The sequence below is a fragment of the Acidovorax sp. AC410 genome (assembly GCF_979253235.1).
In genome coordinates this window covers 1,869,937-1,893,605 of the sequence record NZ_CEEDCG010000001.1, presented here as the reverse complement: position 1 = coordinate 1,893,605, position 23,669 = coordinate 1,869,937, and the positions used below count along the sequence as shown (strand labels likewise).

General features: G+C 69.2%; 24 protein-coding genes. 12 read left to right on the top strand and 12 right to left on the bottom strand.

The genetic code is table 11. From position 1 onward, the window contains the following. The first annotated feature begins 106 nt into the window (after positions 1 to 106). Positions 107 to 574 (top strand): MerR family DNA-binding transcriptional regulator, encoded by a 468-nt coding sequence (locus AC0IZS_RS08760; RefSeq protein WP_471635276.1) that lies wholly within the window; start codon positions 107 to 109, stop codon positions 572 to 574. Then, positions 571 to 1,041 (top strand): PaaI family thioesterase, encoded by a 471-nt coding sequence (locus AC0IZS_RS08755; RefSeq protein WP_471635275.1) that lies wholly within the window; start codon positions 571 to 573, stop codon positions 1,039 to 1,041. Before AC0IZS_RS08760 ends, AC0IZS_RS08755 begins: the two co-directional genes overlap by 4 nt. Before the next feature lies 1 nt (position 1,042). On the opposite strand, the gene AC0IZS_RS08750 is transcribed toward AC0IZS_RS08755, so the two are convergent. Beyond that, positions 1,043 to 2,155 carry a 3-deoxy-7-phosphoheptulonate synthase gene (locus AC0IZS_RS08750; RefSeq protein WP_471635274.1) on the bottom strand — a complete coding sequence of 371 codons (1,113 nt, stop codon included), beginning with the start codon at positions 2,153 to 2,155 and terminating at the stop codon, positions 1,043 to 1,045. A 120-nt stretch (positions 2,156 to 2,275) separates the two neighbouring features. Here AC0IZS_RS08750 and AC0IZS_RS08745 point away from each other — a divergent pair, with 120 nt between their 5' ends. Then, on the top strand, positions 2,276 to 2,635 hold the full coding sequence (locus AC0IZS_RS08745) for a VOC family protein (protein WP_471635273.1): 360 nt from the start codon (positions 2,276 to 2,278) through the stop codon (positions 2,633 to 2,635). Positions 2,636 to 2,791: 156 nt separating this feature from the next. On the opposite strand, the gene AC0IZS_RS08740 is transcribed toward AC0IZS_RS08745, so the two are convergent. The 4 genes from AC0IZS_RS08740 to AC0IZS_RS08725 form a co-directional block, all read right to left on the bottom strand. Continuing rightward, the gene (locus AC0IZS_RS08740; RefSeq protein ID WP_471635272.1) at positions 2,792 to 3,295 is read right to left on the bottom strand and encodes a C40 family peptidase; all 504 of its coding nucleotides are present in this window, start codon (positions 3,293 to 3,295) and stop codon (positions 2,792 to 2,794) included. Between the two features lie 101 nt (positions 3,296 to 3,396). Further along, the gene (gene leuA, locus AC0IZS_RS08735) at positions 3,397 to 5,079 is read right to left on the bottom strand and encodes a 2-isopropylmalate synthase (RefSeq protein WP_471635271.1); all 1,683 of its coding nucleotides are present in this window, start codon (positions 5,077 to 5,079) and stop codon (positions 3,397 to 3,399) included. Positions 5,080 to 5,480: 401 nt separating this feature from the next. Next, positions 5,481 to 6,176 (bottom strand): MOSC domain-containing protein, encoded by a 696-nt coding sequence (locus tag AC0IZS_RS08730; protein WP_471635270.1) that lies wholly within the window; start codon positions 6,174 to 6,176, stop codon positions 5,481 to 5,483. After that, entirely contained in the window at positions 6,173 to 6,883 is a 711-nt protein-coding gene (locus tag AC0IZS_RS08725) for a glutamine amidotransferase (RefSeq protein ID WP_471635269.1), read from the bottom strand. Before AC0IZS_RS08725 ends, AC0IZS_RS08730 begins: the two co-directional genes overlap by 4 nt. A 40-nt stretch (positions 6,884 to 6,923) precedes the next feature. On the opposite strand from AC0IZS_RS08725, the gene AC0IZS_RS08720 reads away from it, so the two are divergent. After that, positions 6,924 to 8,234, top strand: a complete 1,311-nt coding sequence (locus tag AC0IZS_RS08720) for an aminotransferase class I/II-fold pyridoxal phosphate-dependent enzyme (RefSeq protein WP_471635268.1) — start codon at positions 6,924 to 6,926, stop codon at positions 8,232 to 8,234. 75 nt (positions 8,235 to 8,309) lie between these two features. Further along, positions 8,310 to 8,675 (top strand): YciI family protein, encoded by a 366-nt coding sequence (locus tag AC0IZS_RS08715; protein WP_471635267.1) that lies wholly within the window; start codon positions 8,310 to 8,312, stop codon positions 8,673 to 8,675. 259 nt (positions 8,676 to 8,934) lie between these two features. Here the strand turns inward: AC0IZS_RS08715 and AC0IZS_RS08710 are convergent, their stop codons facing one another. Next, complete coding sequence (locus tag AC0IZS_RS08710) at positions 8,935 to 12,855, bottom strand: WG repeat-containing protein (protein ID WP_471635266.1); 3,921 nt, start codon at positions 12,853 to 12,855, stop codon at positions 8,935 to 8,937. A gap of 167 nt (positions 12,856 to 13,022) precedes the next feature. Continuing rightward, complete coding sequence (locus tag AC0IZS_RS08705; RefSeq protein WP_471635265.1) at positions 13,023 to 13,907, bottom strand: LysR family transcriptional regulator; 885 nt, start codon at positions 13,905 to 13,907, stop codon at positions 13,023 to 13,025. Between the two features lie 120 nt (positions 13,908 to 14,027). Between AC0IZS_RS08705 and AC0IZS_RS08700 the strand changes: the two genes are divergently transcribed. The 6 genes from AC0IZS_RS08700 (at position 14,028) to AC0IZS_RS08675 (ending at position 18,914) form a co-directional block, all read left to right on the top strand. Continuing rightward, a complete protein-coding gene (locus AC0IZS_RS08700) occupies positions 14,028 to 15,356 on the top strand; it encodes a M20 metallopeptidase family protein (RefSeq protein WP_471635264.1) in 1,329 nt (442 codons plus the stop codon). 197 nt (positions 15,357 to 15,553) lie between these two features. Then, a complete protein-coding gene (locus tag AC0IZS_RS08695) occupies positions 15,554 to 15,970 on the top strand; it encodes a YciI family protein (protein ID WP_471635263.1) in 417 nt (138 codons plus the stop codon). Between the two features lie 33 nt (positions 15,971 to 16,003). Continuing rightward, positions 16,004 to 16,537, top strand: coding sequence for an SRPBCC family protein (locus AC0IZS_RS08690; RefSeq protein ID WP_471635262.1), 534 nt, complete (start codon positions 16,004 to 16,006; stop codon positions 16,535 to 16,537). A 77-nt stretch (positions 16,538 to 16,614) separates the two neighbouring features. Continuing rightward, positions 16,615 to 17,025: a VOC family protein gene (locus AC0IZS_RS08685; protein ID WP_471635261.1), complete on the top strand. Its 411-nt coding sequence runs from the start codon at positions 16,615 to 16,617 to the stop codon at positions 17,023 to 17,025. A gap of 2 nt (positions 17,026 to 17,027) precedes the next feature. Continuing rightward, complete coding sequence (locus AC0IZS_RS08680; RefSeq protein ID WP_471635260.1) at positions 17,028 to 18,320, top strand: RNA polymerase sigma factor; 1,293 nt, start codon at positions 17,028 to 17,030, stop codon at positions 18,318 to 18,320. A 63-nt stretch (positions 18,321 to 18,383) separates the two neighbouring features. After that, positions 18,384 to 18,914 (top strand): GFA family protein, encoded by a 531-nt coding sequence (locus AC0IZS_RS08675; protein WP_471635259.1) that lies wholly within the window; start codon positions 18,384 to 18,386, stop codon positions 18,912 to 18,914. A gap of 4 nt (positions 18,915 to 18,918) precedes the next feature. Here AC0IZS_RS08675 and AC0IZS_RS08670 read toward each other — a convergent pair whose 3' ends face one another. From AC0IZS_RS08670 to AC0IZS_RS08655, 4 genes are all read right to left on the bottom strand, one after another. Beyond that, positions 18,919 to 19,407, bottom strand: coding sequence for a ribonuclease HI family protein (locus AC0IZS_RS08670; protein WP_471635258.1), 489 nt, complete (start codon positions 19,405 to 19,407; stop codon positions 18,919 to 18,921). Between the two features lie 19 nt (positions 19,408 to 19,426). Then, positions 19,427 to 19,684, bottom strand: coding sequence for a DUF3297 family protein (locus AC0IZS_RS08665; protein ID WP_057200448.1), 258 nt, complete (start codon positions 19,682 to 19,684; stop codon positions 19,427 to 19,429). A 101-nt stretch (positions 19,685 to 19,785) separates the two neighbouring features. Continuing rightward, the gene (locus AC0IZS_RS08660; protein WP_471635257.1) at positions 19,786 to 20,415 is read right to left on the bottom strand and encodes a 3'-5' exonuclease; all 630 of its coding nucleotides are present in this window, start codon (positions 20,413 to 20,415) and stop codon (positions 19,786 to 19,788) included. A 274-nt stretch (positions 20,416 to 20,689) separates the two neighbouring features. Further along, positions 20,690 to 21,289 (bottom strand): DUF6151 family protein, encoded by a 600-nt coding sequence (locus tag AC0IZS_RS08655; RefSeq protein WP_471635256.1) that lies wholly within the window; start codon positions 21,287 to 21,289, stop codon positions 20,690 to 20,692. Positions 21,290 to 21,449: 160 nt separating this feature from the next. On the opposite strand from AC0IZS_RS08655, the gene AC0IZS_RS08650 reads away from it, so the two are divergent. Further along, the gene (locus AC0IZS_RS08650; RefSeq protein WP_471635255.1) at positions 21,450 to 22,871 is read left to right on the top strand and encodes a serine hydrolase domain-containing protein; all 1,422 of its coding nucleotides are present in this window, start codon (positions 21,450 to 21,452) and stop codon (positions 22,869 to 22,871) included. A 13-nt stretch (positions 22,872 to 22,884) separates the two neighbouring features. Here the strand turns inward: AC0IZS_RS08650 and AC0IZS_RS08645 are convergent, their stop codons facing one another. Next, positions 22,885 to 23,652 carry a hypothetical protein gene (locus tag AC0IZS_RS08645; RefSeq protein WP_471635254.1) on the bottom strand — a complete coding sequence of 256 codons (768 nt, stop codon included), beginning with the start codon at positions 23,650 to 23,652 and terminating at the stop codon, positions 22,885 to 22,887. Between the last annotated feature and the right edge of the window lie 17 nt (positions 23,653 to 23,669).

Below are 23,669 nucleotides of genomic sequence, written 5' to 3'. Positions count from 1 at the left end.
CCTACACCGGTACGCCCGTGTGGGCGCCTGCCAGGAACCCTTGGAATCGGGTGCCGCGTCGCCTGCGCAACCCTCGTGCAGCGCGAGGCTTGCTAGCCTTGGTGGCATGCAGATTTCCGAACTCGCCCGCCGCACCTCGGTCTCGGTACACGCCCTGCGGCACTATGAAAGCCAGGGGCTGTTGCGGCCCGCGCGCCGGGCCAACGGCTACCGCGACTATGCCGAGGGCACCGAGCGCGAGGTGGTCTTCATCGCCATGTCGCGCCAGCTTGGCTTTGCGCTGCCGCGCATCGCCGAGCACCTGGCCGACTTTCGCCGTGGCCGGCTCACCATCGCCGCCATGGTGCAGGCCCTGCACCAGCGCGCGCAGGAGCTTGCGGACCAGGTGGCACTGCTGCAGGCCCAGCGCCAGCAGGTGCTCGCGCATGTGGATTGGTTGCAGGCCCGGGCCCCGGCCGTCCCCAAACCACCGGCCTCCAGGGCTGCCGGCCCTGCCCCGGCCCCCTGGCCGCGGGTGCGCCGGCGCCCCGCGAGCACCCCCTCCCCTTCCACCACCAGGAGAAAAAAGCCATGACCACCGCTGCTGAAACGACCCCGTCCCACAACCCGCCCGGCCTGCTGCAGGCCCATGTGCTGGCCATGCCGATTGCGCAGACCCTGGGCCTGCGTTTCACCCGCGTGGCCCCTGGCCGGGTGGACCTGGAGATGCCGGTGCAGGATTCCCTGTGTTTTCGCCCAGGCCAACTGCAGGCTACCGCTGTCTTCGCACTCGCCGACTTTGCAGCCGTGGCCGCAGCCGGCAGCACGTTGCCTGCCGGCTGGGTCAATTCCACCGTCGATGCCCACGTGAAACTGCTGGCTCCCGCGCGTGGCAGCTGCCTGCGCGCCCAGGGCCGGGTGGTCCATGCGGGCCGCACGCTCACGGTCTGCGCGGCGGACGTCTATGCGGTGGCGGATTCGGGCGAGGAGACCTTGTGCGCCACGCTGCTTGCCACCGCGCACAATGTGGACGGCAGAGCGGCCCGGCCGTCCCGGGCCTGAATCAGCCCTTCTTGTGTGCGCGGCGGGCGCGCACCGCAGCGGCCAGGCCTTCCAGCACGGGCACGGTCTGCGCCAGGCTGATGCAGGCGTCCGTCACCGACACGCCATGCGCCAGCGCCTGGCCGGGCACGATGTCCTGGCGGCCTTCCTGCAGGTGGCTCTCGACCATCAGGCCGGTGATGCGCGCGTCGCCTGCGGCGATCTGGCGCGCCACGTCCTCGGCCACCGTGATCTGGCGCTGGTGTTGCTTGCTGCTGTTGGCGTGCGAGACGTCGATCATCACCTGCGGCCGCAGGCCGGCCGACTGCAGCATGGCGCAGGCGGCGTCCACATCGGCGGCGCTGTAGTTGGGCTGCTTGCCGCCGCGCAGGATCACGTGGCAGTCGTTGTTGCCGCGCGTCTCGAAGATCGCCGCCTGGCCCATCTTGGTCATGCCCATGAAGGCATGCGCGGCGCTGGCCGCCTGGATGGCGTCGCTGGCCACCTTCACGCCGCCATCGGTGCCGTTCTTGAAGCCCACCGGGCACGACAGGCCGCTGGCCAGCTGGCGGTGGCTCTGGCTCTCGGTCGTGCGCGCGCCGATCGCGCCCCAGCTCACCAGGTCGCTGATGAACTGCGGGCTCAGGAGGTCCAGGAACTCCGTGCCCACCGGCAGGCCCAGGGCCAGCACGTCCAGCAGCAGGGCGCGCGCCATTTCCAGCCCCTCGTTGATGGCAAAGCTGCCATCGAGGTGCGGGTCGTTGATGTAACCCTTCCAGCCCACGGTGGTGCGCGGCTTCTCGAAGTACACGCGCATCACCACCAGCAGGTCGCCCGCCAGCGCATCGGCCTGCGCCTTGAGCGCCCGTGCGTATTCCATGGCCTGGCCGTGGTCGTGGATGGAGCACGGCCCCACCACCACGATGAGCCGGTCGTCCTGGCCGTGCAGCACACGCGAGATCGCGGCGCGGCTGCTTTCCACCAGCGTCTGGGCAGCCTCGGGCGCGGGCTGCCATTCCTGCAGCAGGGCCGGCGTGATCAGCGGGCGCACGGCCTTGATGCGGGTGTCGTCGATGCGGGTCGTGTCGTGGGTGGACAGCGCGGCGCTCGTGGGGGTGTGTACGTGCAGGGTCATGGTGGCAATTGTCGCCTTGGACGCGGGCCGGCTTTGGAGTACGGTGTCGTCCTACAGCCTGCGCCCGGACCCCCAGATATACCTGGAGCCAGTCCCAACGCCTTGTTCAGAGGAGATTCCATGGCCATCCAGAACGCCCTTGCCAGTGTGGCCGTCAGCAGCCTGCCCGACGCCGTGCAATGGTATGGCGCCCTGTTCGAACGCGGCCCCGATTCGCAGCCCATGCCGGAACTGGCGGAATGGAGCCTGCCGCAGGGCGGCTGGCTGCAGGTCTACCAACTGCCCAGGCGCGCCGGCCGCTGCTCGGTCACCCTGGCGGTGGACGACATCGACGAACAGGGCGAGCAACTGGAGCGCATGGGGGTGGATACCGCCCAGCGCTCGAACAGCAAGAAGGTGCGCGCCATCCTGGTGACGGACCCGGACGGCAACCACCTGGCTTTTGCCCAGGCAGTCGGACGACCTACTTTCGCAGGTTGATCCCGCTTCTTTTTGTTTCGCAGCGTTTGAAGAGACACGGCCAAGGCCAGTGCCCCCGTGCAAGGGCCGCCCCGCCGCACTGGGGGCGTCCCCCTCCCGCTTCGCGCGGCGAGGCGAGAGAGGGGTGAAGGCGCGAAGCGACTCAGGGGGTGTTTCTTACGGCCGACGGAAAGCGGGCCTCTGGCCCGCCCAGTGCTTGGCGCTCAGGTAATCGAGCCGCACCGTGCCGCCGCTCGAAGGTGCATGCACGAAGCGCCCTTCCCCCACGTAGATGCCCGCATGGTTGGGCTGGCGCCCGGTGCCGAACACCACCAGATCACCCGCACGCAGCTCACCACCCTCAATCGGGTAACCCCACGAATTGAGCGCGGCCACGGTGCGCGGCGGCGGCGTGCCGACCTGGTTGCGGTAGACATAGCCGATGAGTCCACTGCAATCGAAGCCCGAATCCGGCGTATTGCCGCCGTAGCGGTAGGGCGTGCCCACCAGGCCCAGCGCATGGATGGCGATGCCATGCGCCTGGTCCGGGCTCAGCGGGGGCGTCGTACGGGTCGAGGCGGACGGGAACGAGGAGGACGACGACGGGGGGGGCCGGGAGCTGCCGCAGCCTGCGATCAGCAGCGCAGCGGACACCAGGGCCAGGCAAGAGAGAACACGCATGGATCGCAAGCGTACCGTACCCTGCCGGCGGGGGTGAATGCCCCGCCGTGGCGCCTGCCTTTTGTGAAGGCTGCGCCACCGTGGCCCGTGTGCTGCCTTTCCTATGCCGTTGCCGTTGCCGTGCGCGTCGCCTCGCGGCGCTGGGCCAGCCGGTTGGCCACGCTCACGATGGCCTGCACCGAGGCGGTCACGATGTTGTGGCTGGTGCCCGCGCCGAAGGTGGAGCCGGCCACGCCGTCGAGCGCCGCTTCCACGATGGCCAGGGCCTGGGCGTTGGCCCCCGTGCCCGTGGCACGCTCCTCGTAGTGGTCCACGCGCAGCGGCAGGCCCAGCGCATCCACCGTTGCGGCGATCGGGCCGTTGCCCTCGCCCTGCAGGGACTGGCGCACGCCATCGATGCTCACGTCGAGCTCAATGCCCTGGCCGTCATCGGCCAGCTTGTGGCCATGGCAGACGATGGCCGCGTTGGGGCCGCTGGCCAGGTAGGTGGACTGGAACAGCTTCCACAGCGCATCGCCGGTCATCTCGCCCTCGCTGGCGTCGGTCTGGCGCTGCACCACGGCGCTGAACTCCACCTGCATGCGCCGTGGCATCACCACGCCGTGCTCGCGCTCGAGCAGAAAGGCGATGCCGCCCTTGCCCGACTGGCTGTTCACGCGGATCACGCTGTCGTAAGTGCGGCCGAGGTCGGCCGGGTCGATGGGCAGGTAGGGCACTTCCCACAGGGCGTTCGGGTCCTGCGCGGCAAATCCCTTCTTGATTGCGTCCTGGTGCGAGCCCGAAAACGCAGTGAACACCAGGTCGCCCGCATAGGGGTGGCGCGGGTGCACGGGCAGCGCCGTGCATTCCTCGGCCACGCGCGCCACGGCGGTGATGTCCGAGAAGTCCAGCCCCGGGTGTACGCCCTGGGTGTACATGTTGAGCGCCAGGGTCACGATGTCCACGTTGCCGCAGCGCTCGCCGTTGCCAAAGAGGCAGCCCTCCACGCGGTCGGCGCCGGCCATCATCGCCAGCTCGGCCGCGGCCACGCCGGTGCCTCGGTCGTTGTGCGGGTGCACCGAGAGCACCACGTGCTCGCGCGGCGCCAGGCGCCGGTGCATCCATTCGATCTGGTCGGCGAACACGTTCGGCGTGGCATTCTCCACCGTGGTCGGCAGGTTGATGATGATGCGCCGGTCCGGGCCCACGCCCCAGGCCTTGATCGCGGTCTGGCAGGCGCGCAGCGAGACGTCGAGCTCGGTGGCGCTGAAGGTCTCGGGCGAGTACTGCAACGTCCACTGCGTCCCGGGCTGGGCATCGGTCAGGCGCTTCAAGTGCGAGACATGCTGGTCGATGAACTCCATGACCTGGGTCACGTTCATGCCGAAGACGATGCGCCGCCAGGCCGGTGCCGTGGCGTTGTACAGGTGCACGATGGCGCGCGGGGCGCCGCGCACGGCCTCCACGGTGCGCTCGATCAGGTCGGCGCGCGACTGGGTCATGACCATGAGGGTCACGTCCTGGGGCATCAGGTCTTCGTCGATCAGGCGGCGCACGAAGTCGAAATCGGTCTGCGAGGCGGCCGGAAAGCCCACCTCGATCTCCTTGAAGCCGATGCGAACGAGCTCCTGGAACAAACGCATCTTGCGCTCGCCGTTCATCGGCTCGAACAGGGCCTGGTTGCCGTCGCGCAGGTCGGTGGACAACCAGATCGGCGCCTGGGTGATGGAACGTGAGGGCCAGGTGCGGTCGGTGAGCGCAACGGGGGCGATGGGCTGGTACTTGGTGGCGGGCTTGGCAATCATGAGAGGCTCCACGAACGGTTGCATGCGGTGCGCCATGGTCTGGGCGCTGCCTGCATGCAGGTCAAACGAAATGAATACGGATGACGTCCCCTGCAGCCCTTTGCTGGTGTGCAAAGGCTGGTTCGCGGGCCGGGGTCAGGGGGAAATCAGGTGTTGCGCGAAGTGGCAACGGTGATGGCGAACGCAGGCAGACCCCGGCCAGGCACTAGGCCTAGCGATAGGGTGGGTAGGGACATGCTGCGTTGCATAGCGGCAAATCCTAGCACAGGCGTGGCTGCGCTGCCAGCCCTTGGCCTTCATACGGATTTGCCTTCAACCGTATAACGTCGTTGGTTCGCCTTGCCGTGCTACAGCACTGTCTGCGGCTCCCGCCTAGTTATACGATCGAATGCAAATCCGTATCAGACCCCTTCGGTGCGCCGGCTCCAGTCCTCGACCGTGCCCTGCTCCAGCCGGCGTGCCACCAGCTTCTGCCAAGACGGTGGCAAGGGCAATTGCGCCAGTTCAACCAGCAGCGCGGCATCGAGCGCGCGGTGGTAGAGCACCTCGATCACGCGCGCCAGCGGCCAGGCCGGGTACGGGCGCGCCACCAGCGTGATGGCGTCGCCCGCCTGCACGGTGCCGGGCGCGAGCACGCGGTAGTACCAGCCGGTGCGGCCCGTGCGCTGCAGGCGCAGCGCCATGTCGCGCTGGCCGAAGCGGGTGTTGAGCTTCCAGCACGGCTGGCGCGTCTGAGCGACCTCCAGCAGCACACTGCCCATGCGCACGCGGTCGCCCCAGCACAGGTCGGCCTCGGCCATGCCGGTGCTGGCGATGTTCTCGCCGAAGGCGCCCGGCTGCTCCAGCACGGGCAGATCACCGAGCTCGCTGCGCCACAGCGCGTAGTGGTCCAGCGGGTACTGGTGCACCGCCTTGTCGGGCCCGCCGTGGATGCGGGTGTCGCCCTGCTCGTCGCCCTGCAGGCCGGCCGCATCCACAGGCACCGGGCCCGCGACGGCCTGCTTGGCAATGGCGCTGCGTGTGTCCGGCCGGTCGCCGAACGGCACGGCGGCCCCACGCAGCACGGCCGCCACCTGGCCCAGCAGCACCGGGCTCATGCGTGGCCGCCCCCGATGCCGTCGAGCCAGGCGCCGAACACGGCCTCGGCCGCACGGGCCAGCGCGCTGCCATGCTCCCGGGCCCCGCTGCGCAGCGCCTGCAGGTCCACGCCAGCCGCGGCCAGCTCGCAGGCATGGCCCACCAGCCACTGCTCGATGCGCGAGAGGTCCGCCTCCAGGTGGAACTGCAAGGCGAGCGCATGCGTGCCCACGGCAAAGGCCTGGTGCGGGCACAGCGGCGTGGTGGCCAGGTTTTCGGCACCGGGTGGTATCTCGAACTGGTCGCCATGCCAGTGCAGCACCGGGGTGCCCCGGGCCAGGGGGGCCAGCACCGAGCGTTCGCCGCGTGGTGTGAGGGCCAGCGGCGCAAAGCCGATCTCCTTGCGCCGCATGGGTGCCACGCCGGCACCCAGCGCGCGGGCCATGAGCTGCGCGCCCAGGCAGATGCCCAGCACCGGCAGCCGGCGTGCCAGCCGCTCGCGCAGCAGCGCCAGCGTATCGGTGAGGAACGGGTAGGCCGCCTCGTCGCAGGCGCCGATGGGCCCGCCCAGCACCACCAGCAGGTCGGGCGCGGGGTGCAGGCAGTCCTGCAGCGGGCCCACGCCCGCGTCGTGCGTGTGCAGGGCGTAGCCGCGCTGTTGCAGCACAGGGGCCAGCAGGCCCAGGTCCTCGAAGGGCACATGGCGCAGCACGAGCGCGGTCTTCATGGTGGTTTCCATTTTTGTACTAGTACATTAAAATGAATGTATGAGTACATTGTACGTCTCCGGAAAAACCGCTGCGGACATCGCCGACAGCCTGCTGGCCGCCATGCGCGACGGAACCCTGCCGCCTGGCAATCCCCTGCCTGCGGTGCGCGTGGCGGCGCAGCAACTGGGCGTCAACCCCAACACCGTGGCGGCTGCATACGCGCGCCTGCGCGATGCCGGCCATGTCGTGACCGATGGGCGCCGCGGCACGCGTGTGGTCGAGCCGCCCGAGCGCATGCCCCACGCCTATTCCGTGCCCCAGGGCCTGCGCGACCTGGCCAGTGGCAATGTCGATGCGGCCCTGCTGCCCCAATTGCAGGGCGGCGCAGCAACCTGGGCGGCACTGACCTCCTCTGCGGGCTACGACGCCCCGGCCGACCTGCCCGCATTGCAGGCCGAGGCGCGCCAATGGCTGTCGGCCCAGGGCCTGCCTTGCGAAGAGATCGCCGTGTTCTCCGGCACGCTCGATGCGGTGGAACGGGCCCTGCGTGCGCACACGCGCCCGGGCGAGCGCGTCGCGGTCGAAGACCCCTGCTGGCCGCCCATGGTGGCGCTGCTGCACAGCCTGCGCCTGAAGCCCGTGCCGCTGTCCGTGGATGGCGAAGGCGTGTGCATTCCCGATGCCGGGGTGCTCGCAGGCTGCACGGCCCTGGTGCTCACGCCCCGCGCGCACAACCCCACGGGCGCGGCGCTCAGCACCGCGCGATGGAAGGCGCTGCGCGTCCAACTGCAGGCGCTGCCCCACCTGCTCGTGGTGCTCGATGACCACTGGGGCCCGCTGTCCGCCGCGCCACTGGCCATGGCTGCATCACTTCCCCCGCTGTGGCTGCATGTGGTGTCGGTCAGCAAGTTCCTTGGGCCCGATGTGCGCGTGGCGCTGGCCACGGGCAGCCCTGCCCTGCTGCAATCCATGCAGGCGCAGCAGGCCCTGGGGCCGCGCTGGGTCAGCCGCATCCTGCAAGGCCTGGCGGCCAGCCTGTGGCGGCAGATGCGCGACGGCAGCGCGCTGGTGCAGGCCGGCGGCTCGTACGCCGCACGGCGCCAGGGCCTGGTGCAGGCCCTGGCCGCGCAGCAGATCACCGTGGCGCCCGGCGAGGGCCTGCACCTGTGGTTGCCCGTGGCCGATGAGGCCGCCGTCGTGCAGTCCATGGCCTCGCGCGGCTGGGCCGTGCAGGCCGGCGGCCCGCTGCGCCTGGCCAGTGCGCCGGCCGTGCGCGTGAGCCTGGGCGGCTGCAAGCCCACGGACATGCCGCGCCTGGCGGCCGACCTCGCGCAGGCGCTGCGCGCGCCGGGGCGTGTGGTGTTCTGAAGCGCTGTCATCCAGTCCGGCGGCGGCGCTTCTAGAATCGCGCCCATCTTCACAAACCACACCGGAGACCACCCCATGCCCTACATGCTGCTCATCATGGAACCCCCAGGCCAGCGCGCCGAGCGTGGCCTCGCGGCCGGCCAGGAAGTCTATGCGCGCATGCAGCGCTTCGGCGCCGGCCTGCAGGCCCGCGGCCTGCTGCTGGGCGGCGAATCGCTGGCCAACGACACCGAGGGCGTGCGCCTGCAGGTGCGCGAAGGCCAGCCGCGCCTGGTGGACGGCCCCTTCGCCGAGACCAAGGAAATGGTCGGTGGCTTCTTCCTCGTGGACTGCGCCACGCGCGAAGAGGCCCTGGCCATCGCGCGAGAATGCCCGGCGGCCGAGTGGGCCACCATCGAGGTGCGCGCCGTCGCCCCCTGCTACGACGGCGCGACAGGCTAGGACAACCCCCTGAGTCGCTTCGCGCCTCGGTGCGTCCGCCGGAGGCGGCCGCTCTTCGTTGCCGTCCAAACCTGCGCAGGCAGGCTTGGAGCCGCGGCACTCAGCCCCTTCTCTCGAATGGCTGCGCCATTCGGGAAGGGGGACACCGCCAGCGCGGCGCGGCGGCCCTTGCGCGGCGGTCCTGGTGTGAAGCAGCACGTGCTCGACGAATGGCGGACGACTCAGCCGCACCTCTGAGCATGGCAGCTTGGACTTGTGCTCAGTCCTCGCCCTTCTCCTTGGCCTGGGCCGCGTAGACCAGGCCGATGCGCCGGTACATCCAGCGCCAGGCGAACACGTAGAGCATCACCACCAGGCAGGCCACGCCCAGCCCAGGCCTGAACGGCGTGGAGAACACAAAGCGCCAGGCCCAGTAGAGCTCCGAAAAGCCCATCAGCGCGAAGGTGCCCAGGCCCACCCAGGGACCTTCGGCGCGCCAGGCACCCACGGACACGAAGGCATGGGCGACCAGTGCTGCCAGGCCCAGCACCAGGTTGTTCACCATGGCCAGGAAGGGCCGCACCTCGAACCAGCCCGCCAGGCCCTTGAGCGTGGGCGTGTCGTCGGACTTGGCGCCCAGCATGGTCTTCACGATGAAGGCGGTGAAGAGGCCCTTTTGCTGCAGCCGGCCCGCGGCGGTCTGCTGGCTGCTGACCACCGAATCGACGAGCTTGCGCGTCAGCCAGTCGCTGGCCGATGACGAACCGCTGCCCGAGCCGTCTTCGTCCTCGTCGGGCGGCAGCTGCTTGATGGCATCCGGCACCTGCGTGCGCAGCGCCTCGGGCACATGCTCGATGGCACTGCTGCTGCGCCGCACAGCATGGGCGCACACGGTGAGCGTGCGCCAGGCTTCGGGCACGTATTCCAGGCGCCAGCCGCCGTCCTTCACATGTTCGATGCAGGCCTCTTCGCTCAGCATGGCCGGCGGTATCTGCTCGAACTGCTTGACGTTCTGGCGCAGCGCAAAGGCGTAGAGCGACGGCGTCATCAGCCGGCGTGGCACGAAGCGCACGGTGTCCTCGTCGGACTCCAGGGCTGCGTTCACCATGTCATGGGTGATGCGCTCGCGTGGAATTTTCGCCAGCGTGCGCGGGTGCAAATACAGTTGCTCCACCAGCGCGCCGTCATCGGCAGCGCCTGCATGCTCCTGCACCAGCGCCTGCAGCCAACGGGTGTCTTCGTCGTCGTTCCACTGCGCGCTGTACGGTGACTGCAGGGACAGCACGGTCGATGCCTCCAGCGCTGCCTCCGCTTCACGCCCGAGCTGCATGTAGGCGCTGGCCAGCACATAGTTCGCGTGCTGCTCGTAGCGCATCTGCGGCAAGCCCAGCTTCGCGTCGGCGATGGCGCCCTCGTAGTCCTCGGCCCAGAGCTTCACCCAGGCGCGGTAGCCGTGCCAGTGGCTGCCCTCGCGCGGCTCGCCATCCCTGCGCGCCTCGGCCAGATCGTCCTCGATCAGTTGCGTGGTGACGGCCAGGCGCAGGGCCTCGGGCACGTGCGGGAACACGTCCGAGCGGTCCTTGAGCGCGGCCACGCACACCGGCACGCTGCGCAGTGGCTCGGGCATCTTCTCGAGCGACAGGCCGTTGACACGCGCCGACACCAGGCACAGCGCGGGCGTGACCATCTCCGGCGGAATGACCTCGATCAGGGTGCCATAGTCGTGCCGCACGGCGCGTGCGGCCAGCTCCGGTGTGATCTTGCTTTTGTCGATGTAGCTGATGTTGTAGATGTCGGCCTTGAGCGCCGCCTTCTCCACCTCATCGGTGCGCAGCCAGTGCGCCAGGTCGCGCAGGGGGGCCTTGGCGCGCACGGCCTTGAGTGCCAGCTCCGGCGTGAGCAGGCAGCCCCACACATCGCACAGGCTGTTGTGGTCCCAGCTGGTGGGGATGCGGCTGTTGCGCTCGTCGCGCCAGTCCCATTCGTGGCGGTCGGCATAGAGCCCGCGCGCCAGCGCCAGGCCCTCGGCGGTCATGCACTCGGGCGGTATGCTCGCGGCCTGGTCCACGCCCCGGCGGATCAGGGCCTCCAGCCGCGCCGGCGTCTGGTACCGGCCGGGCACCCAGGCCAGCGCCTCCACGTCGCTGGCCAATGCCGCGTCCACCATCGCATCGTCGAGCCAGGGTGCGGGCACATGGGCAATGGCATAGCGGTCGCTGGCCACGGCCTGCAGCCATTCCTCGCGCGTCTGGGGCTTGGGGCGCTCCACGGGCGAACGCTCGTCCCCCTCTGCATCGCTCTCCTCATCGGCGCCATCGCTGTGCTGCGCTGCCAGGCTGTGTCGCGCACGCTGTGCGGTCTCCAGGGCGTCGAGGCTCGGAGCCACCATCAGCCACAGCTCCCACCAGGCATCGCCATCGCCGGAATCGGACGTCTTGTACAGCGTGAGCCACTGCTCGCGCGATTCGTGCACGGCCCCGGTATCGCCGGGCAGGGCCTGCGCCAGCGGCACCGCCCAGGCCTGCGTGCGTTCACTGCCGTGCCAGGGCGCTGCATGTTCGGGGTCCGGGTCGGCAGGGCCGTAGCGGGCCACCAGTGCCTGCAGCATCGCCTCGCGGGCCTGGTTCACCGCGCCGCTGAGCTCCGAGCACAGGAACTCGTAGGGCCCGTTGTGCTCCTCGCTGATGTAGGTGCGCATCACACGCCGCACCACCACCGCGCGGCTCGCCTGCACGGTGTCCTCGTCTTCTCCCTCGTCCTCATCGTCGTCGTCGTCTTCCTCGGCAGAGGATTCACGCTCAAGCGTTTCGCCCGCGGCCAGCCGGTGCAGCCGGGCCTCGCCATCGGCCAGCAGGGTTTCGACCAGGGGAAGGATGCCGTCCAGGGTATCGATGCCCTCAAGGTGGTCGGTGATGGGCGGCAGGAAGAAGGGATGCGGCGGGCGGCAGTTGCCGTCCTGCGCCTCGCTGCGCCACAGCGCCAGGCCCTGGGCATCGAGCAGCGTGGCGTGCTGGCCGTCGTACTGGGCGCGCCAGACGGCGGCACCGCCCTTGTCGAGGTAGGCGATCTCTCCATCGCGGGTGAGAAACGGCACCAGCGGGGTATCGTTCATCTCCTCCACCAGCCAACCATCGCCGTTGGTCAGGGGCTCGAGCAGGGGCTCTGCCAGGGTGACCACGCGGCCATCGGGGTGCAGCAGGCCCCAGGCGGCGGGTTGCTCTGCGCCACCCTTTGGGGCACGGGATCCGGACGTTCGCACCACCGCAAAGCGGCCCTCCGAGCGGAAATGGCTGCCATACACCAGCGGTGGTGTCTCCAGGGCCTTGCCATCCGCGCGCAAGAATCCGGCGCCGTTGTAGTCGCTGCACACCATGCCCGCGACCATGTGCTTGGACAGGTGCCTCTCACCCTTGATCACGACCCGGCCCTGGGCGTCCAGGTAGCCATGGCCGTTGTCCCAGGAGTTGGGTTCGTCGAAGTAGGCCAGCCCTGCCTGGTTGAACGCCTGGATGCTCGGGTAGCGCGGCTCCAGCACCCACCGCCCGCGCGCATCGATCAGGCCATAGGTTTCCCCGTCCAGCGATGCGGCGGTGGCGGGCTGCTCACCAAAAGGCAGTGCACGCTTGTACCGAGGCTCGATCACCCACTGGCCCTTGCCATCGACAAAGCCGTGGCCGAGCTGGTTCGTTCCCTTGATCTTGTGCGCCGCCCGCGACAGGCCGCCCGCGCCGAATGGGCTGAGTTCGCGAAAACTCTCCTCGCAGGTGAATTTTCCTTCCCGGTCGATGATGCGCCAGGCATTCTCGCCCACCAGCACCGCGCACAGCCCGCGGCGAAACGGCCGGGCGTCTTCAAAGGCCGGCGCGATCACCATTTCCCCCGCCAGGTTCACGAAGCCCCAGCGCCCGTTCTGGCAGAAGCGCGCCATGCCATCTTCCGAGAAGTCGCGGGCGTTTTCCAGGGTGGGTTGCACGCGCCAGTGGCCCTCGGCGTCGATGTAGCCCCATCGGCCGTCGCCCGCCATCGCGGCGGCGATGTGGCCGCCGTTGCCATCGGCGTTGAAGCGCATGATGGCGCGCAATCCCCCGGGCGGGGCGATGGCCCGGCCCGGGTGCATGATGAGCAGGGCGAAGGTCTCGCCGTCGGGTGACAGCGGGACGCTGGCAATCCAGGGTGCGGCAGCAGTGGTGTTCTTGTTCATGGTTTCCGGTTCCTCCGCGCTGGATCGTAAGGGCGGGCGATGGACCTCCCGGCCAGCGATCCCCCGCGTCGGGGAAAAGCCGGGCATTTGTCACGCTTTGCACCGACAGCCGTGTGCCTGGCGCGTGCGCGTGTGTATCAATCTGTCAGTGGACTGGTGTACCGAGTTCAGGTTCTGAGGGCCGCAGCCGCCCTGCGCACCGCCTCCATGAACTTCTGCGCCGCCGGGGTCGGCAGGGCACCCTTGCGGGTGATGGCGCTGATGGTCAGCGCGGGCAGGCGGGTCTGCACGGGGATGGCGCGGATGCCGTGGCGCGCCAGCTCCCGGTCCAGCGCCGGGCGCGCGAACACGCTGATCAGGTCGCCCCGGCCCACCAGCGCGCGCGTGATCTCCATCGAGCGGCTGACCACGATGCGCTCGGGCGCGGGCACGCCGCTGCCGGCGAACAGGTCTTCGACCATGGCCCGGTCCCAGCCCACCCATTCCTCGTGCTGCAGTGCGGCCAGGCTGCGCGCCCGGGCGCGCGGGTGGCCCACCCGTGCGCAGATGGCCAGCGGCGTGGACAGCAGCTCTTCGCAATCGAACTCGGGGCCGGTGCGCTCCACGCGGTGCTGTACCAGGGCCAGGTCCAGCAGGCCCTCGCGCAGCGCGGGCAGCACCAGGGGCGCCAGGCCTTCGCTGAACTCCAGCGCGGTGGCCGGCAGCTCGGCGCGGAACAGCGCCAGCGCCTGCGGCAGCAGCGCCATCGCCGGCACGGACGACACCGCCACGCGCACACAACCGAGCTGGCCATCGCGCATCTGGCGCAGCTCGTCGCGTGCGCGCTCGGCCTCCTGCTCCAGCAGGCGCGCGCGGCGCTCGAAGGCCAGGCCGTATTCGGTCGGGGTGACACCGTGGGCACTGCGCACGAACAGCGGCACCGCCAGGTGCTCCTCCAGCTCGCGGATCGCGCGCGAGATCGCCGGCTGGGTGATGTGCAGCGCATTCGCCGCCTGGCGGATGCTGTGCAGCTCCACCACGGCGAGAAAGGCCTTGAGCTGGTGCGGTTTCATGGAAGCCTCTGGTGCGCAGGGTGATGCATTCTGGTTTTCACAACAACGAAATTGTGACTGTTCGCGGCATGGGCTTGGTACTAGAGTTGCCCGTCGTTGTCCAACCCGAAGGTCCTTTCCATGAAACACCGGCTTCTGCCGCTGGCCGCGCTGCTCGCCAGCCTGGCCCTGTCCGCCCACGCCCAGACGGCGGCATCGCCCCTGGCCCAGCGCGTGCTCGCCCTGTCCGATGCGGCCGAGCCCCAGGTCATCGCCTGGCGCCGCCATATCCACCAGCACCCCGAGCTGTCCTACGAAGAGGTCCAGACCGCTGCCTACGTGGCGGCGGCATTGGCCAAGATGCCGGGCATCGAAATCCAGACCGGCATCGCCAAGACCGGCATCAAGGCCGTGCTGCGCGGTGGCAAGCCGGGCCCCGTGGTGGCCCTGCGTGCCGACATGGACGCCCTGCCCGTGCAGGAGCGCAACGACCTGCCCTTCAAGTCCACCGCGCGCGCCCAGTGGCGCGGCAACGAGACGCCGGTCTCGCACGCCTGCGGGCACGACACGCATGTGGCCATGCTGCTGGGCGCGGCGCAGGCCCTGTCCGCCGTGCGCAGCGAACTCGCGGGCACCGTGGTCTTTTTGTTCCAGCCGGCCGAGGAACTGGGCCCGGGCCCCGTGCCCAGCGGTGCCAAGGCCATGATGGAGGCCAAGGTGCTCGACAACCCCAAGGTCGACGTCGTGATGGGCCAGCACATCAGCGCGCGTGCGCCGGGCAACACCCTGGCCTACCGCGCCGGCAGCTTCATGGCCAGCGGCGATGTCTTCAACATCAAGCTCCAGGGCAAGGGCGGCCACGGCTCCTCGCCCTGGACGGCCAAGGACCCCACGCTGACCGCGGCCGAGATCGTGCTCGCGCTGCAGGGCATCATCAGCCAGCAGATCGACCCGCTCGATGGCCCCACCGTGGTCACCGTCGGCCTGCTGCAAAGCGGCAACCGCGTGAACATCCTGCCCGACACGGCCGAGATCGGCGGCACCGTGCGCTCGCTGTCGGCGCGCAACCAGAAGGTCGCGCACGACAGCATCCGCCTCAAGGCCCAGAAGATCGCCGAGAGCGCGGGCCTCACCGCCGAGGTCACCATCGACACCGGCTACGAGGTGGTGGTCAGCGATCCGAAAATCACCGCCGCCCTGGCCCCGGCCTTCGCGGCAGCGGCCGTCGGCGTCGACAAGGCCCGCGAGGTGCCACCCTCCATGGGCTCGGAGGACTTCGGCTCCTTCGGCGGCAGCGGCGTGCCCGTGGTGTTCTGGAACCTGTATGCCTCGCCGTTTGGCGACAAGTCGGGCGCACCCAACCACTCGTCCGAATTCGTGATCGACGAGAAGGCCTTGCGCATCGGCGTGCGCGCGCTCACCAGCGCCACCTTGGCCTATATGGCGCAGAACCCCGCGGCCAGGCGCTGACCGCTGCGCCTTCCTTGGCAAACAGCCATGCCGTGCCCGGCATGGGCTGTTTTCATTGGGGGATCGAAATTTTCTAGGTACAAACCCTGATTTTTCGGAATCCGTGTCGATTCCGGGGGTGCCTGTCCGTCGTGGAGGATGAGTGCAGGGAATTTCCATTCCCCTGCACAGCGACTTCCACCCACAGGAGATCTGCCATGCGATTCATGATTCTGGTCAAGGCCAGCCCCGAGAGCGAAGCCGGCGTGCTGCCCGGCGAGGACATGCTGGCCGTGATGGGCGCCTACCACGAGGAGCTGTCGCGCGCCGGCGTGCTGCTCGATGGCATGGGCCTCAAGGCCAGCGCCCAGGGCTGGCGCGTGTACTACGGCAGCGGTGGCCAGCGCACGGTGGTCGATGGGCCTTTCACCGAGACCAAGGAACTGATCGCCGGCTACACGCTGATCCAGGTGCGCTCGCGCGACGAGGCCATGGAGTGGGCGCGCCGCTTTCCCAACCCGCGCGGCGAGGGGCTGGCGGCCGAGATCGAGGTGCGCCCGGTCTTCGAGCTCGACGACTTCGCCCAGGGTGAAGGCGTGCAGCGCTTTCGCGACATTGAGGCCGCACGCGGCTGAACCCGATTTCCCCCGACCACCCAAGGAATCACCATGATCAAGACCATCGCCCTCATCGTGCTGGCCGCCCTGGCCCTGCTGCTGGCCTATGCGGCCACGCGCCCCGACAGCTTTCGCGTGGAGCGCAGCCGCGTGATCGAGGCCCCGCCCGAGCGCGTATTCGGCCTGATCCAGGACCTGCGCCAGTTCAACACCTGGAACCCCTACGAGCGCAAGGACCCCGGTGCCAAGGGCGAGTACAGCGCCGCCACTGCCGGCCCCGGCGCGCGCTATGCCTGGCAGGGCGACAAGGTGGGCACGGGCAGCATGGAGATCACCGAGGCCACGGCCCCAGCCCATGTGGGCATGAAGCTCGATTTCGTCGCCCCGTTCGAGGCCCACAACCGCGTGGACTTCACGCTCAAGCCCGAGGGCGGCAACGCCCCGGCCACCCGCGTCACCTGGGCCATGCACGGCCCCGTGCCCTACCTGGCGAAGATCATGCACCTGTTCTTCAACATGGACCGCATGGTCGGCAAGGACTTCGAGGACGGCCTCACCTTCCTCGCGGCCGAGGCCGCCAAGTGATCCTGCCCGGCTTTCGCATCACCCCCTGTTTTCCCCGTCCGTTATCCCTTATCGTTTCATCCACTCAGGAGACCGCCATGCAACACCAGATGATCTTCGTCAACCTGCCCATCCAGGACATGGGTCGCTCGCAAGCCTTCTTCCGCGCGCTGGGCTATGACTTCAACCCGCAGTTCACCAACGAGCAGGGTGCCTGCCTGGTGCTCGGCGAGAACCTCTTCGTGATGCTGCTCGTCGAGGAGTTCTACAAGACCTTCACCGACAAGGCCGTGGCCGATGCGCGGAAGACCTCCGAGGTGCTGGTCTGCCTGTCAGCCCAGAGCCGCGAGGAGATCGACACCCTGGTGGCCAAGGCCGTGGCCGCCGGCGCCACGTCACCGCGCGCACCGCAGGACCATGGCTTCATGTACGCCCATGGCTTCGACGACCTCGATGGCCACACCTGGGAGTTCGCCTACATGGTCGACGCCAGCAAGGCACTCGGCTGACCATGGCTGCGCCCAGCCCCGATGCCCTGCACCGCACCATCGAATCGGTATGGCGCATCGAGGCGGCCCGCATCATCGCCCGCGTGGCGCGCATGACGCGCGACGTGGGCCGGGCCGAGGAGCTGGCGCAGGATGCGCTGGTGGCTGCCCTGGAGCACTGGCCCTCCAGCGGCCTGCCTGACAACCCCGCCGCCTGGCTCATGACCACCGCCCGCAACCGTGCCCTGGACCACCTGCGCCAGCAGGCCATGCAGGCGCGCGAGCACGAGGCCCTGGGCCATGACATGGAAGCACTCGAAGCCCAGTACACGCCGGACTTCGTCGACGCCCTGGACGCGGCGCGCCAGGACGACATCGGCGACGACCTGCTGCGCCTGGTCTTCACTGCCTGCCACCCTGTGCTCTCCACCGAGGCGCGCGTGGCGCTCACGTTGCGGCTGCTGGGCGGCCTGTCCACCGTGGAGATCGCACGCGCCTTCCTCGTGCCCGAGGCCACCGTGGCCCAGCGCATCGTGCGCGCCAAGCGCAGCCTCACGGCCGCGCACGTGCCCTTCGAGGTGCCCGGCGCGGCGGAGCGCGCGCCGCGCCTGGCCTCGGTGCTCGAAGTCATCTACCTCATCTTCAACGAAGGCTATGCCGCCACCGCAGGCGACGACTGGATGCGCCCTGCCCTGTGCGGCGAAGCCCAGCGCCTGGTGCGCGTGCTCGCCGGCCTTACGCCCGACGAGCCCGAGGTGCAGGGCCTGGTGGCGCTGCTGGAGATCCAGGCCTCGCGCCTGCCCGCGCGCACCGATGCCGAGGGCCGCCCCGTGCTGCTTCTGGACCAGGACCGCTCGCGCTGGGACCCCCTGCTGGTGCGCCGCGGCCTGGCCGCGCTCGACCGGGCCGAGCAACTGGCCCGCGCCGGCCACCCCTGGGGGCCCTACGCGCTGCAGGGCGCCATCGCGGCCTGCCATGCGCGTGCGCGCCGCGCCGAAGACACCGACTGGCAGCACATCGTGGCGCTGTACGACGCGCTGCTGCAGGTGGCTCCCTCGCCCGTCGTGGCGCTGAACCGGGCCGTGGCCGTGGGCATGGCCGACGGCCCCGCCGCCGCTCTGCTGCTGGTCGATGCACTGGGCGCTGACCCCGCCCTGCGCGACTACCACTGGCTGCCCAGCGTGCGCGGCGACTTGCTGGCCAAGCTGGGCCGCAATGGCGAGGCGCGTGCGCAGTTCGAGCTGGCCGCTACCCTCACCCGCAACGCGCAGGAGCAGGCCCTGCTGCGGGCCCGCGCTGCGGACTGCGGCGCGTGAAAAGACGGGAGTGACAGGGTGCAGCTTTTGCCGTAACGTGCGGCCGTCCACGGAGTGATCGCCATGCAGTTCCCGTCCACGCCCCCGTTCCCGCTCGAAGGCGGTTGCGATTGCCACCATGTGCGCTACCGCATGGAAACGGCACCCCTGTTCGTGCATTGCTGCCACTGCCGCTGGTGCCAGCGCGGAAGCGGCGCCTCCTTCGCCCTCAACGCCATGATCGAGGCCGACCGCATCCGCCTGCTGGGCGGCCCGCCGGTGCTGGTCGACACCCCGTCGGAAAGCGGCCTGGGCCAGAAGATCGCGCGCTGCCCGCACTGCCATGTGGCCGTGTGGAGCCACTATGCGGGTGCGGGCCCGCTGGTGTCCTTCGTGCGCGTGGGCACGCTCGATGCGCCCGACCACCTGCCGCCCGACATCCACATCTTCACGGCTTCCAAACAGCCGTGGGTGGTGCTGCCGGCGGGTGCCATGGCGGTGCCCGAGTACTACGAGCGCGAGGACCATTGGCCACCCGAAAGCCTGGCGCGCCGCCAGGTGCTGCTGCCCAGGATCGCGGCCTACCGGGCGTCGATGGGCTTCGACCCTTTGTAAGCAGTCAAGACCGTGGCGGGGGGCTTTTGCGCTTCTTGCGCGGCAGGTCCCGCAGGGAAGGGTGTACCGAAGGCTTGGGCGGCGCACCCAGTGCCGCACGCGCCAGCGCATCGGCCTCGCCATTGCGGTGGCGTGCAATCCACTGCATTTGTACCTGATCGAAGCTTTTCAGCAGGGTGCGTGCAGCGGCGTACAGGGGTTCCAGGCGCTCAATGGGGGGATTGGCAACTGCGCCGAGCTGCTCCACCAGGACGGCGCTGTCACTGTAGACCTGCAATGTGGTGGCGCCTTGGGCCCGGGCTTCGTTTAGCGCCATCACCAGCGCACCCAGTTCGGCCTCGTTGTTGCAGCCGGTGGTGTGCGTCGCCTGCGACAGGGCGTGGCGCGTGCCGTCGGGCGCCACCAGCACGGCGCCCAGGCCCATGCGGCCGGGGTTGGGTATGGCGCTGCCATCGCAGTGGATCACCCAGGCCGCCGGGGCCAACCCGTCCATGGAATCGGCGGAAAAGGGCTTATTCAGGCTGGCGGTAGAAGGCTTCCACCGTGCCCTTGAGCTTGATCATCAGCGGCTGGCCCTTGCGGTCCAGCGTCTTGCCGGCGGGCACCTTCACCCAGCCTTCGCTGACGCAGTATTCCTGCACGTCAGAGCGGTCCTTGCCGTTGAAGCGGATGCCGATGTCGTGCTCGAACACGGCCGCGACATGGTGCGGGCTGCGCGGGTCGACGGACAGGTGGTCGGGCAGCGGTGGGGCTTGGGTGGTATCGGTCATGGGAAAAATGGTGTGGATCGGTTCAAGAAGGCAACCGCGCATTTTCGGTGATTCGCCGCATGCCCGTGCCAGCAAACAAGGGTTGCGGGCAGGGAGATCGGTCAGCAGGGCACCGGCGCCGCAGGCTTGGCATGCTGCGCGAGCAGCTTGCCGATCCCGGGCTTGGCGCAGCGCTGCAGCGCCATCAAGAGCGCATGGCCGGGCTCGGCCACGCCCCAGCGCTGGCGCAGGTCGTGCTGCATGCGCGCCAGCAACTCGGCGGCCATCTCGGCATCGGCCAGGGCCCGGTGGGCCTGGCCGGTGCGCGGCAGGCCGTGGTAGTCCACCAGCGTGCCGAGCTTGTGGCTCGGCGCCTCGGGGTACAGCCGGCGCGAGAGCAGCACCGTGCAGGCGAACGCGTGCGGCGCGGCCACGCCGGCCAGCGCCAGCTCCGCCTGCCAGAACTTGCTGTCGAACGCGGCGTTGTGCGCCACCATGGGCGCATTGCCCACGAAGCGGGCGGCGTCCTGCATCACGCCGGCGGCCTCGGGCGCGGCATTCACCATGGCATTGGTGATGCCCGTGAGCTGGGTGATGAAGGCAGGGATCCAGGCGCCGGTCTTCATCAGGCTCTGGAAGCGGTCCACCACTCGGCCGTTCTCCAGCAGCACGATGGCCACCTCGGTCGCACGGGCGCCCTGGCCGGGCGAGACACCCGTGGTTTCGAAGTCGATGACGGCAATGGGAGGCATGGATTGTCTGTGGGGCGGGCGAGGGCTGTGGTGCTTCATACGGATTTGCATTCAATCGTATAGCTAGGCGGACCAACGAAGTTAGACGGTTGAAGGCAAATCCGTACCAGTTGTCCATTGCGCTGCTCCACCCGCGACGCATGAAACTGGCGCGGCCAAGGCCAGTGCCCCCGCGCAAGGGCCGCCCCGCCGCGCTGGGGGCGTCCCCCTCCCAGATTGCGAAGCAATATGAGAGAGGGGTGAAGGCGCGAAGCGACTCAGGGGGTGTTTCATTTCAAGGGCTGTCATTGTGCGCGGCCGCGTGTTCGGCCGCTGACAGCACCACCGGTACCGCCACGGGCGCACCGGTCTTGGCGTCGAAGAACGGCGATTTCCGGTAGGCGCCCGTGAGCAGCGCCTTGGCGACGAAGCCCAGCATGCGCCCAATGCCCGCCAGCTCGCCCGAGCTGCCGAAACCGGGCGAACCCAGCGCACTCTGGACCTGGGTGCGCATGGTCATCGGGCCGAAGCTGTCGTCCAGCGAGGCGCCGCGCAGGCTGGTGTGGACCAGGCCGGTGAACCCCACGCGCCGGTCGGCCATGGTGTTGCCGATGGGCGTGTTGCAGCACGCGGCGTACCAGCGCAGCATGCCCTTGTCTGTCAGGCGCAGGCAGGCCAGCGACTCCTGGCCCTGGGTGAAGGTGACGTTCGCTGCAGGCACCTGGATGACCTCGGAGCCGCCGAACGCGTCCAGCACTTCGGCCTGTGCCCCCAGGTGCCGCGCAAACGCCCGGCAGTCGCTGCAGTAGCAGACGCAACGGGTGGCAGGGGCCGTGGGCTGGACGAGTCCGCGGACCTGTCCGCAGCGGCATTGGAGGGGGTGGCTGGTGGGCATGGCGAGGGAGTCCCGGGCTGGCGCACGGACCGTCCCGTGCGGGGGTGCAGGATAAACCAGGGCACGGTGCCCATCGCCCCAGCGGTGTCCGTGGGATTGCCGGTGTGCGGGCGGCCGTGGCCTACACTGCGCGACCCTTTTCATCGCAGCGACGCAGACCATGAAGAAGAACAGCGCCCCACCTGCCTGGCTCCCGGCCGCATTGGACTACCTGCCGCAGTGGCTCGGTTTCCAGCTCGAACGCTATCGCCAGCCCGGCTGCTCCGTGGCCATCGCGCGCGGGGGCGTGCCGTTGGCTGAGTTCGCCCTGGGCGTGGCCGATATGCGCACTGGCAAACCCTTGACTGCGCGGCACCGCCTGCGTATCGCCTCCCACTCCAAAACCTTCACCGCCGCGGGCGTGATGCTGCTGCGGGAACAGGGAAAGCTCGGTCTCGACGATCCCATTGGCCGGTACGTGACGGGCCTGCACAAGGACCTGGCGCGAGCGCGCATTGCTGAGCTGCTGTCGCATGGCGCCGGGATCACGCGCGACGGGCCGGACGCGGGCCAGTTCCTGGACCGGCGGCCGTTTCTCTCCCGCGAGGAGCTGCTGGCCGACCTGCGTGACAAGCCTCCATTGGAAGCGGGCGTGCAGCTCAAGTACTCCAACCACGGCTATGGGCTGCTGGGGTTGATGATGGAAGAAGTCACCGGCTGCGCGTACCCGGTGTGGATGGCGCAGCACGTGATCGCCGCCGCAGGCCTGGGCGAAACGGTGCCGGACATGCCTTGCCTGCCCCGAAAGGCGCCGATGGCCGTGGGCCACAGTGCCGAGCTTCCCTTCGGCCAGCGCCTGGTGGTGCCGGGAGACAACGTCTGCGATGCGATAGCGCCGGCGGGCGGCTTCGCCTCTACCGCATCCGATGTGGCACGCTTTTTTTCGCAGCTTGCGCCGGACAGTGCCGACAGCATCCTGTCTGCCGCCAGCCGGCGTGAGATGGCGCAGCGCCGCTGGCGCGACCCCTGCAGCGTATTCGAGGCGCACTATGGCCTGGGCACCATGCTGAGCGCGCCAGGGCCCAAGGAGTGGGCGGGGCACACCGGCGGCCTGCAGGGCTTCATTTCGCGTACCGCGCGTTTCACGGCCTTGGACCTCACGGTGACCGTGCTGACCAACGCACAGGATGGCATGGCCCACGAGTGGGTGGACGGCATTGCCAGCGTTCTTTCGGCGTTCCAGCAACACGGTGCTCCTGGCCGCAAGGAAGCCTCCTGGGCGGGCCGCTGGTGGAGCATGTGGGGCGCGGCCGACCTGGTGCCCATGGGCCAGGTGGTGTGCCAGGTGGCGCCTGCCATGCCGGTGCCGTTCAACACTGCCACCACGGAACTTGCCATCACCGGCAAGGATGCAGGGGTGATCCGCAAGACCTCGGGCTACAACAGCCCCGGCCAGACCGTGCGCCGTGTGCGCGATGCCAAGGGCGCGCCCGCCGAACTGTGGATGGGCGGCAGCAAGCTGGTGCCCAAAGATGTCCTGTTGGCAGAGGCGGCGCGTCGCTATCCCCAGGCCAGCAGCAACCCGCGCAAGGCCAGGGGTTGAGGAACCAGCTCAATCAGGCGGTGTAGGTGTAGTCCACCGGCACGGTGCGCTCGTAGACCGTCTGGCTGGCGGCGTTCTTCATCACCAGCCGCAGGCTGCCCAGCTGGCCCGGGTCGATCACGGTGAAGTGCCTGGGCACGACCCCCGTGCCGGTCTGCCTGCCCGTGGTGCCCTCGTAGGTCATGTTGGCCTCTGTCTCGGGGATGGCCCAGATGTCCAGGCCCTCCTCGGTGTTGATCGCATAGGCGATGTCCACGCCGATGCGGGTGCCGGCCTTCACCACGGCCGGCGAGGGGATGGACAGGGTGATGCCGGTGATCTCCGACCCCTTGCCGTCGTTCATCCACTCTTCGTCGACCTCGGTCTGCTCGTAGGTGAAGTCCACTGCCAGCGCCTGGTTGAAGACTTCCACGAAGTCCTGGTTCTTGGCCACGATGAACAGCTCGCGCACGCTGCCCGCTTGCGTCAGGTGCACCGAACGGCTGATCCGGCCCGTGCCGGGCTCCATGCGGTCGTGCGAACCCTCGTAGACCGAGTCGTAGGTGGTGTCGAGGATCTTTACCCAGACATACAGCGGCTCGCGGGGCGCCGAGTAGCGGTAGTCCAGCGCCACGGTGATGGGGGTGTTGGCCTGCAGCACGCTGCCTGAGGGCGGGTCGATGCGCACGGCGGTGATCTTCAGGTCGGTGCGGGTGTTGTCCTGGCGCCTGGCGCGCCGCACAAAGTAGACGACCAGCCCGATGGCCACCAGTCCTGCGATGGTTATGTAGACGTTTTCCACGGTGAATTTCCCCCCAG

Coding starts and splice junctions, on each gene's coding strand:
- AC0IZS_RS08670 (WP_471635258.1), bottom strand. CDS start 19,407: ATGGACGGGTTGGCCCCGGCGGCCTGGGTGATCCACTGCGATGGCAGC.
- AC0IZS_RS08710 (WP_471635266.1), bottom strand. CDS start 12,855: ATGAACAAGAACACCACTGCTGCCGCACCCTGGATTGCCAGCGTCCCG.
- AC0IZS_RS08720 (WP_471635268.1), top strand. CDS start 6,924: ATGAGTACATTGTACGTCTCCGGAAAAACCGCTGCGGACATCGCCGAC.
- AC0IZS_RS08690 (WP_471635262.1), top strand. CDS start 16,004: ATGATCAAGACCATCGCCCTCATCGTGCTGGCCGCCCTGGCCCTGCTG.
- AC0IZS_RS08725 (WP_471635269.1), bottom strand. CDS start 6,883: ATGAAGACCGCGCTCGTGCTGCGCCATGTGCCCTTCGAGGACCTGGGC.
- AC0IZS_RS08675 (WP_471635259.1), top strand. CDS start 18,384: ATGCAGTTCCCGTCCACGCCCCCGTTCCCGCTCGAAGGCGGTTGCGAT.
- AC0IZS_RS08755 (WP_471635275.1), top strand. CDS start 571: ATGACCACCGCTGCTGAAACGACCCCGTCCCACAACCCGCCCGGCCTG.
- AC0IZS_RS08685 (WP_471635261.1), top strand. CDS start 16,615: ATGCAACACCAGATGATCTTCGTCAACCTGCCCATCCAGGACATGGGT.
- AC0IZS_RS08760 (WP_471635276.1), top strand. CDS start 107: ATGCAGATTTCCGAACTCGCCCGCCGCACCTCGGTCTCGGTACACGCC.
- AC0IZS_RS08715 (WP_471635267.1), top strand. CDS start 8,310: ATGCCCTACATGCTGCTCATCATGGAACCCCCAGGCCAGCGCGCCGAG.
- AC0IZS_RS08660 (WP_471635257.1), bottom strand. CDS start 20,415: ATGCCTCCCATTGCCGTCATCGACTTCGAAACCACGGGTGTCTCGCCC.
- AC0IZS_RS08705 (WP_471635265.1), bottom strand. CDS start 13,907: ATGAAACCGCACCAGCTCAAGGCCTTTCTCGCCGTGGTGGAGCTGCAC.
- AC0IZS_RS08730 (WP_471635270.1), bottom strand. CDS start 6,176: ATGAGCCCGGTGCTGCTGGGCCAGGTGGCGGCCGTGCTGCGTGGGGCC.
- AC0IZS_RS08750 (WP_471635274.1), bottom strand. CDS start 2,155: ATGACCCTGCACGTACACACCCCCACGAGCGCCGCGCTGTCCACCCAC.
- AC0IZS_RS08655 (WP_471635256.1), bottom strand. CDS start 21,289: ATGCCCACCAGCCACCCCCTCCAATGCCGCTGCGGACAGGTCCGCGGA.
- AC0IZS_RS08650 (WP_471635255.1), top strand. CDS start 21,450: ATGAAGAAGAACAGCGCCCCACCTGCCTGGCTCCCGGCCGCATTGGAC.
- AC0IZS_RS08695 (WP_471635263.1), top strand. CDS start 15,554: ATGCGATTCATGATTCTGGTCAAGGCCAGCCCCGAGAGCGAAGCCGGC.
- AC0IZS_RS08740 (WP_471635272.1), bottom strand. CDS start 3,295: ATGCGTGTTCTCTCTTGCCTGGCCCTGGTGTCCGCTGCGCTGCTGATC.
- leuA (WP_471635271.1), bottom strand. CDS start 5,079: ATGATTGCCAAGCCCGCCACCAAGTACCAGCCCATCGCCCCCGTTGCG.
- AC0IZS_RS08680 (WP_471635260.1), top strand. CDS start 17,028: ATGGCTGCGCCCAGCCCCGATGCCCTGCACCGCACCATCGAATCGGTA.
- AC0IZS_RS08745 (WP_471635273.1), top strand. CDS start 2,276: ATGGCCATCCAGAACGCCCTTGCCAGTGTGGCCGTCAGCAGCCTGCCC.
- AC0IZS_RS08700 (WP_471635264.1), top strand. CDS start 14,028: ATGAAACACCGGCTTCTGCCGCTGGCCGCGCTGCTCGCCAGCCTGGCC.
- AC0IZS_RS08665 (WP_057200448.1), bottom strand. CDS start 19,684: ATGACCGATACCACCCAAGCCCCACCGCTGCCCGACCACCTGTCCGTC.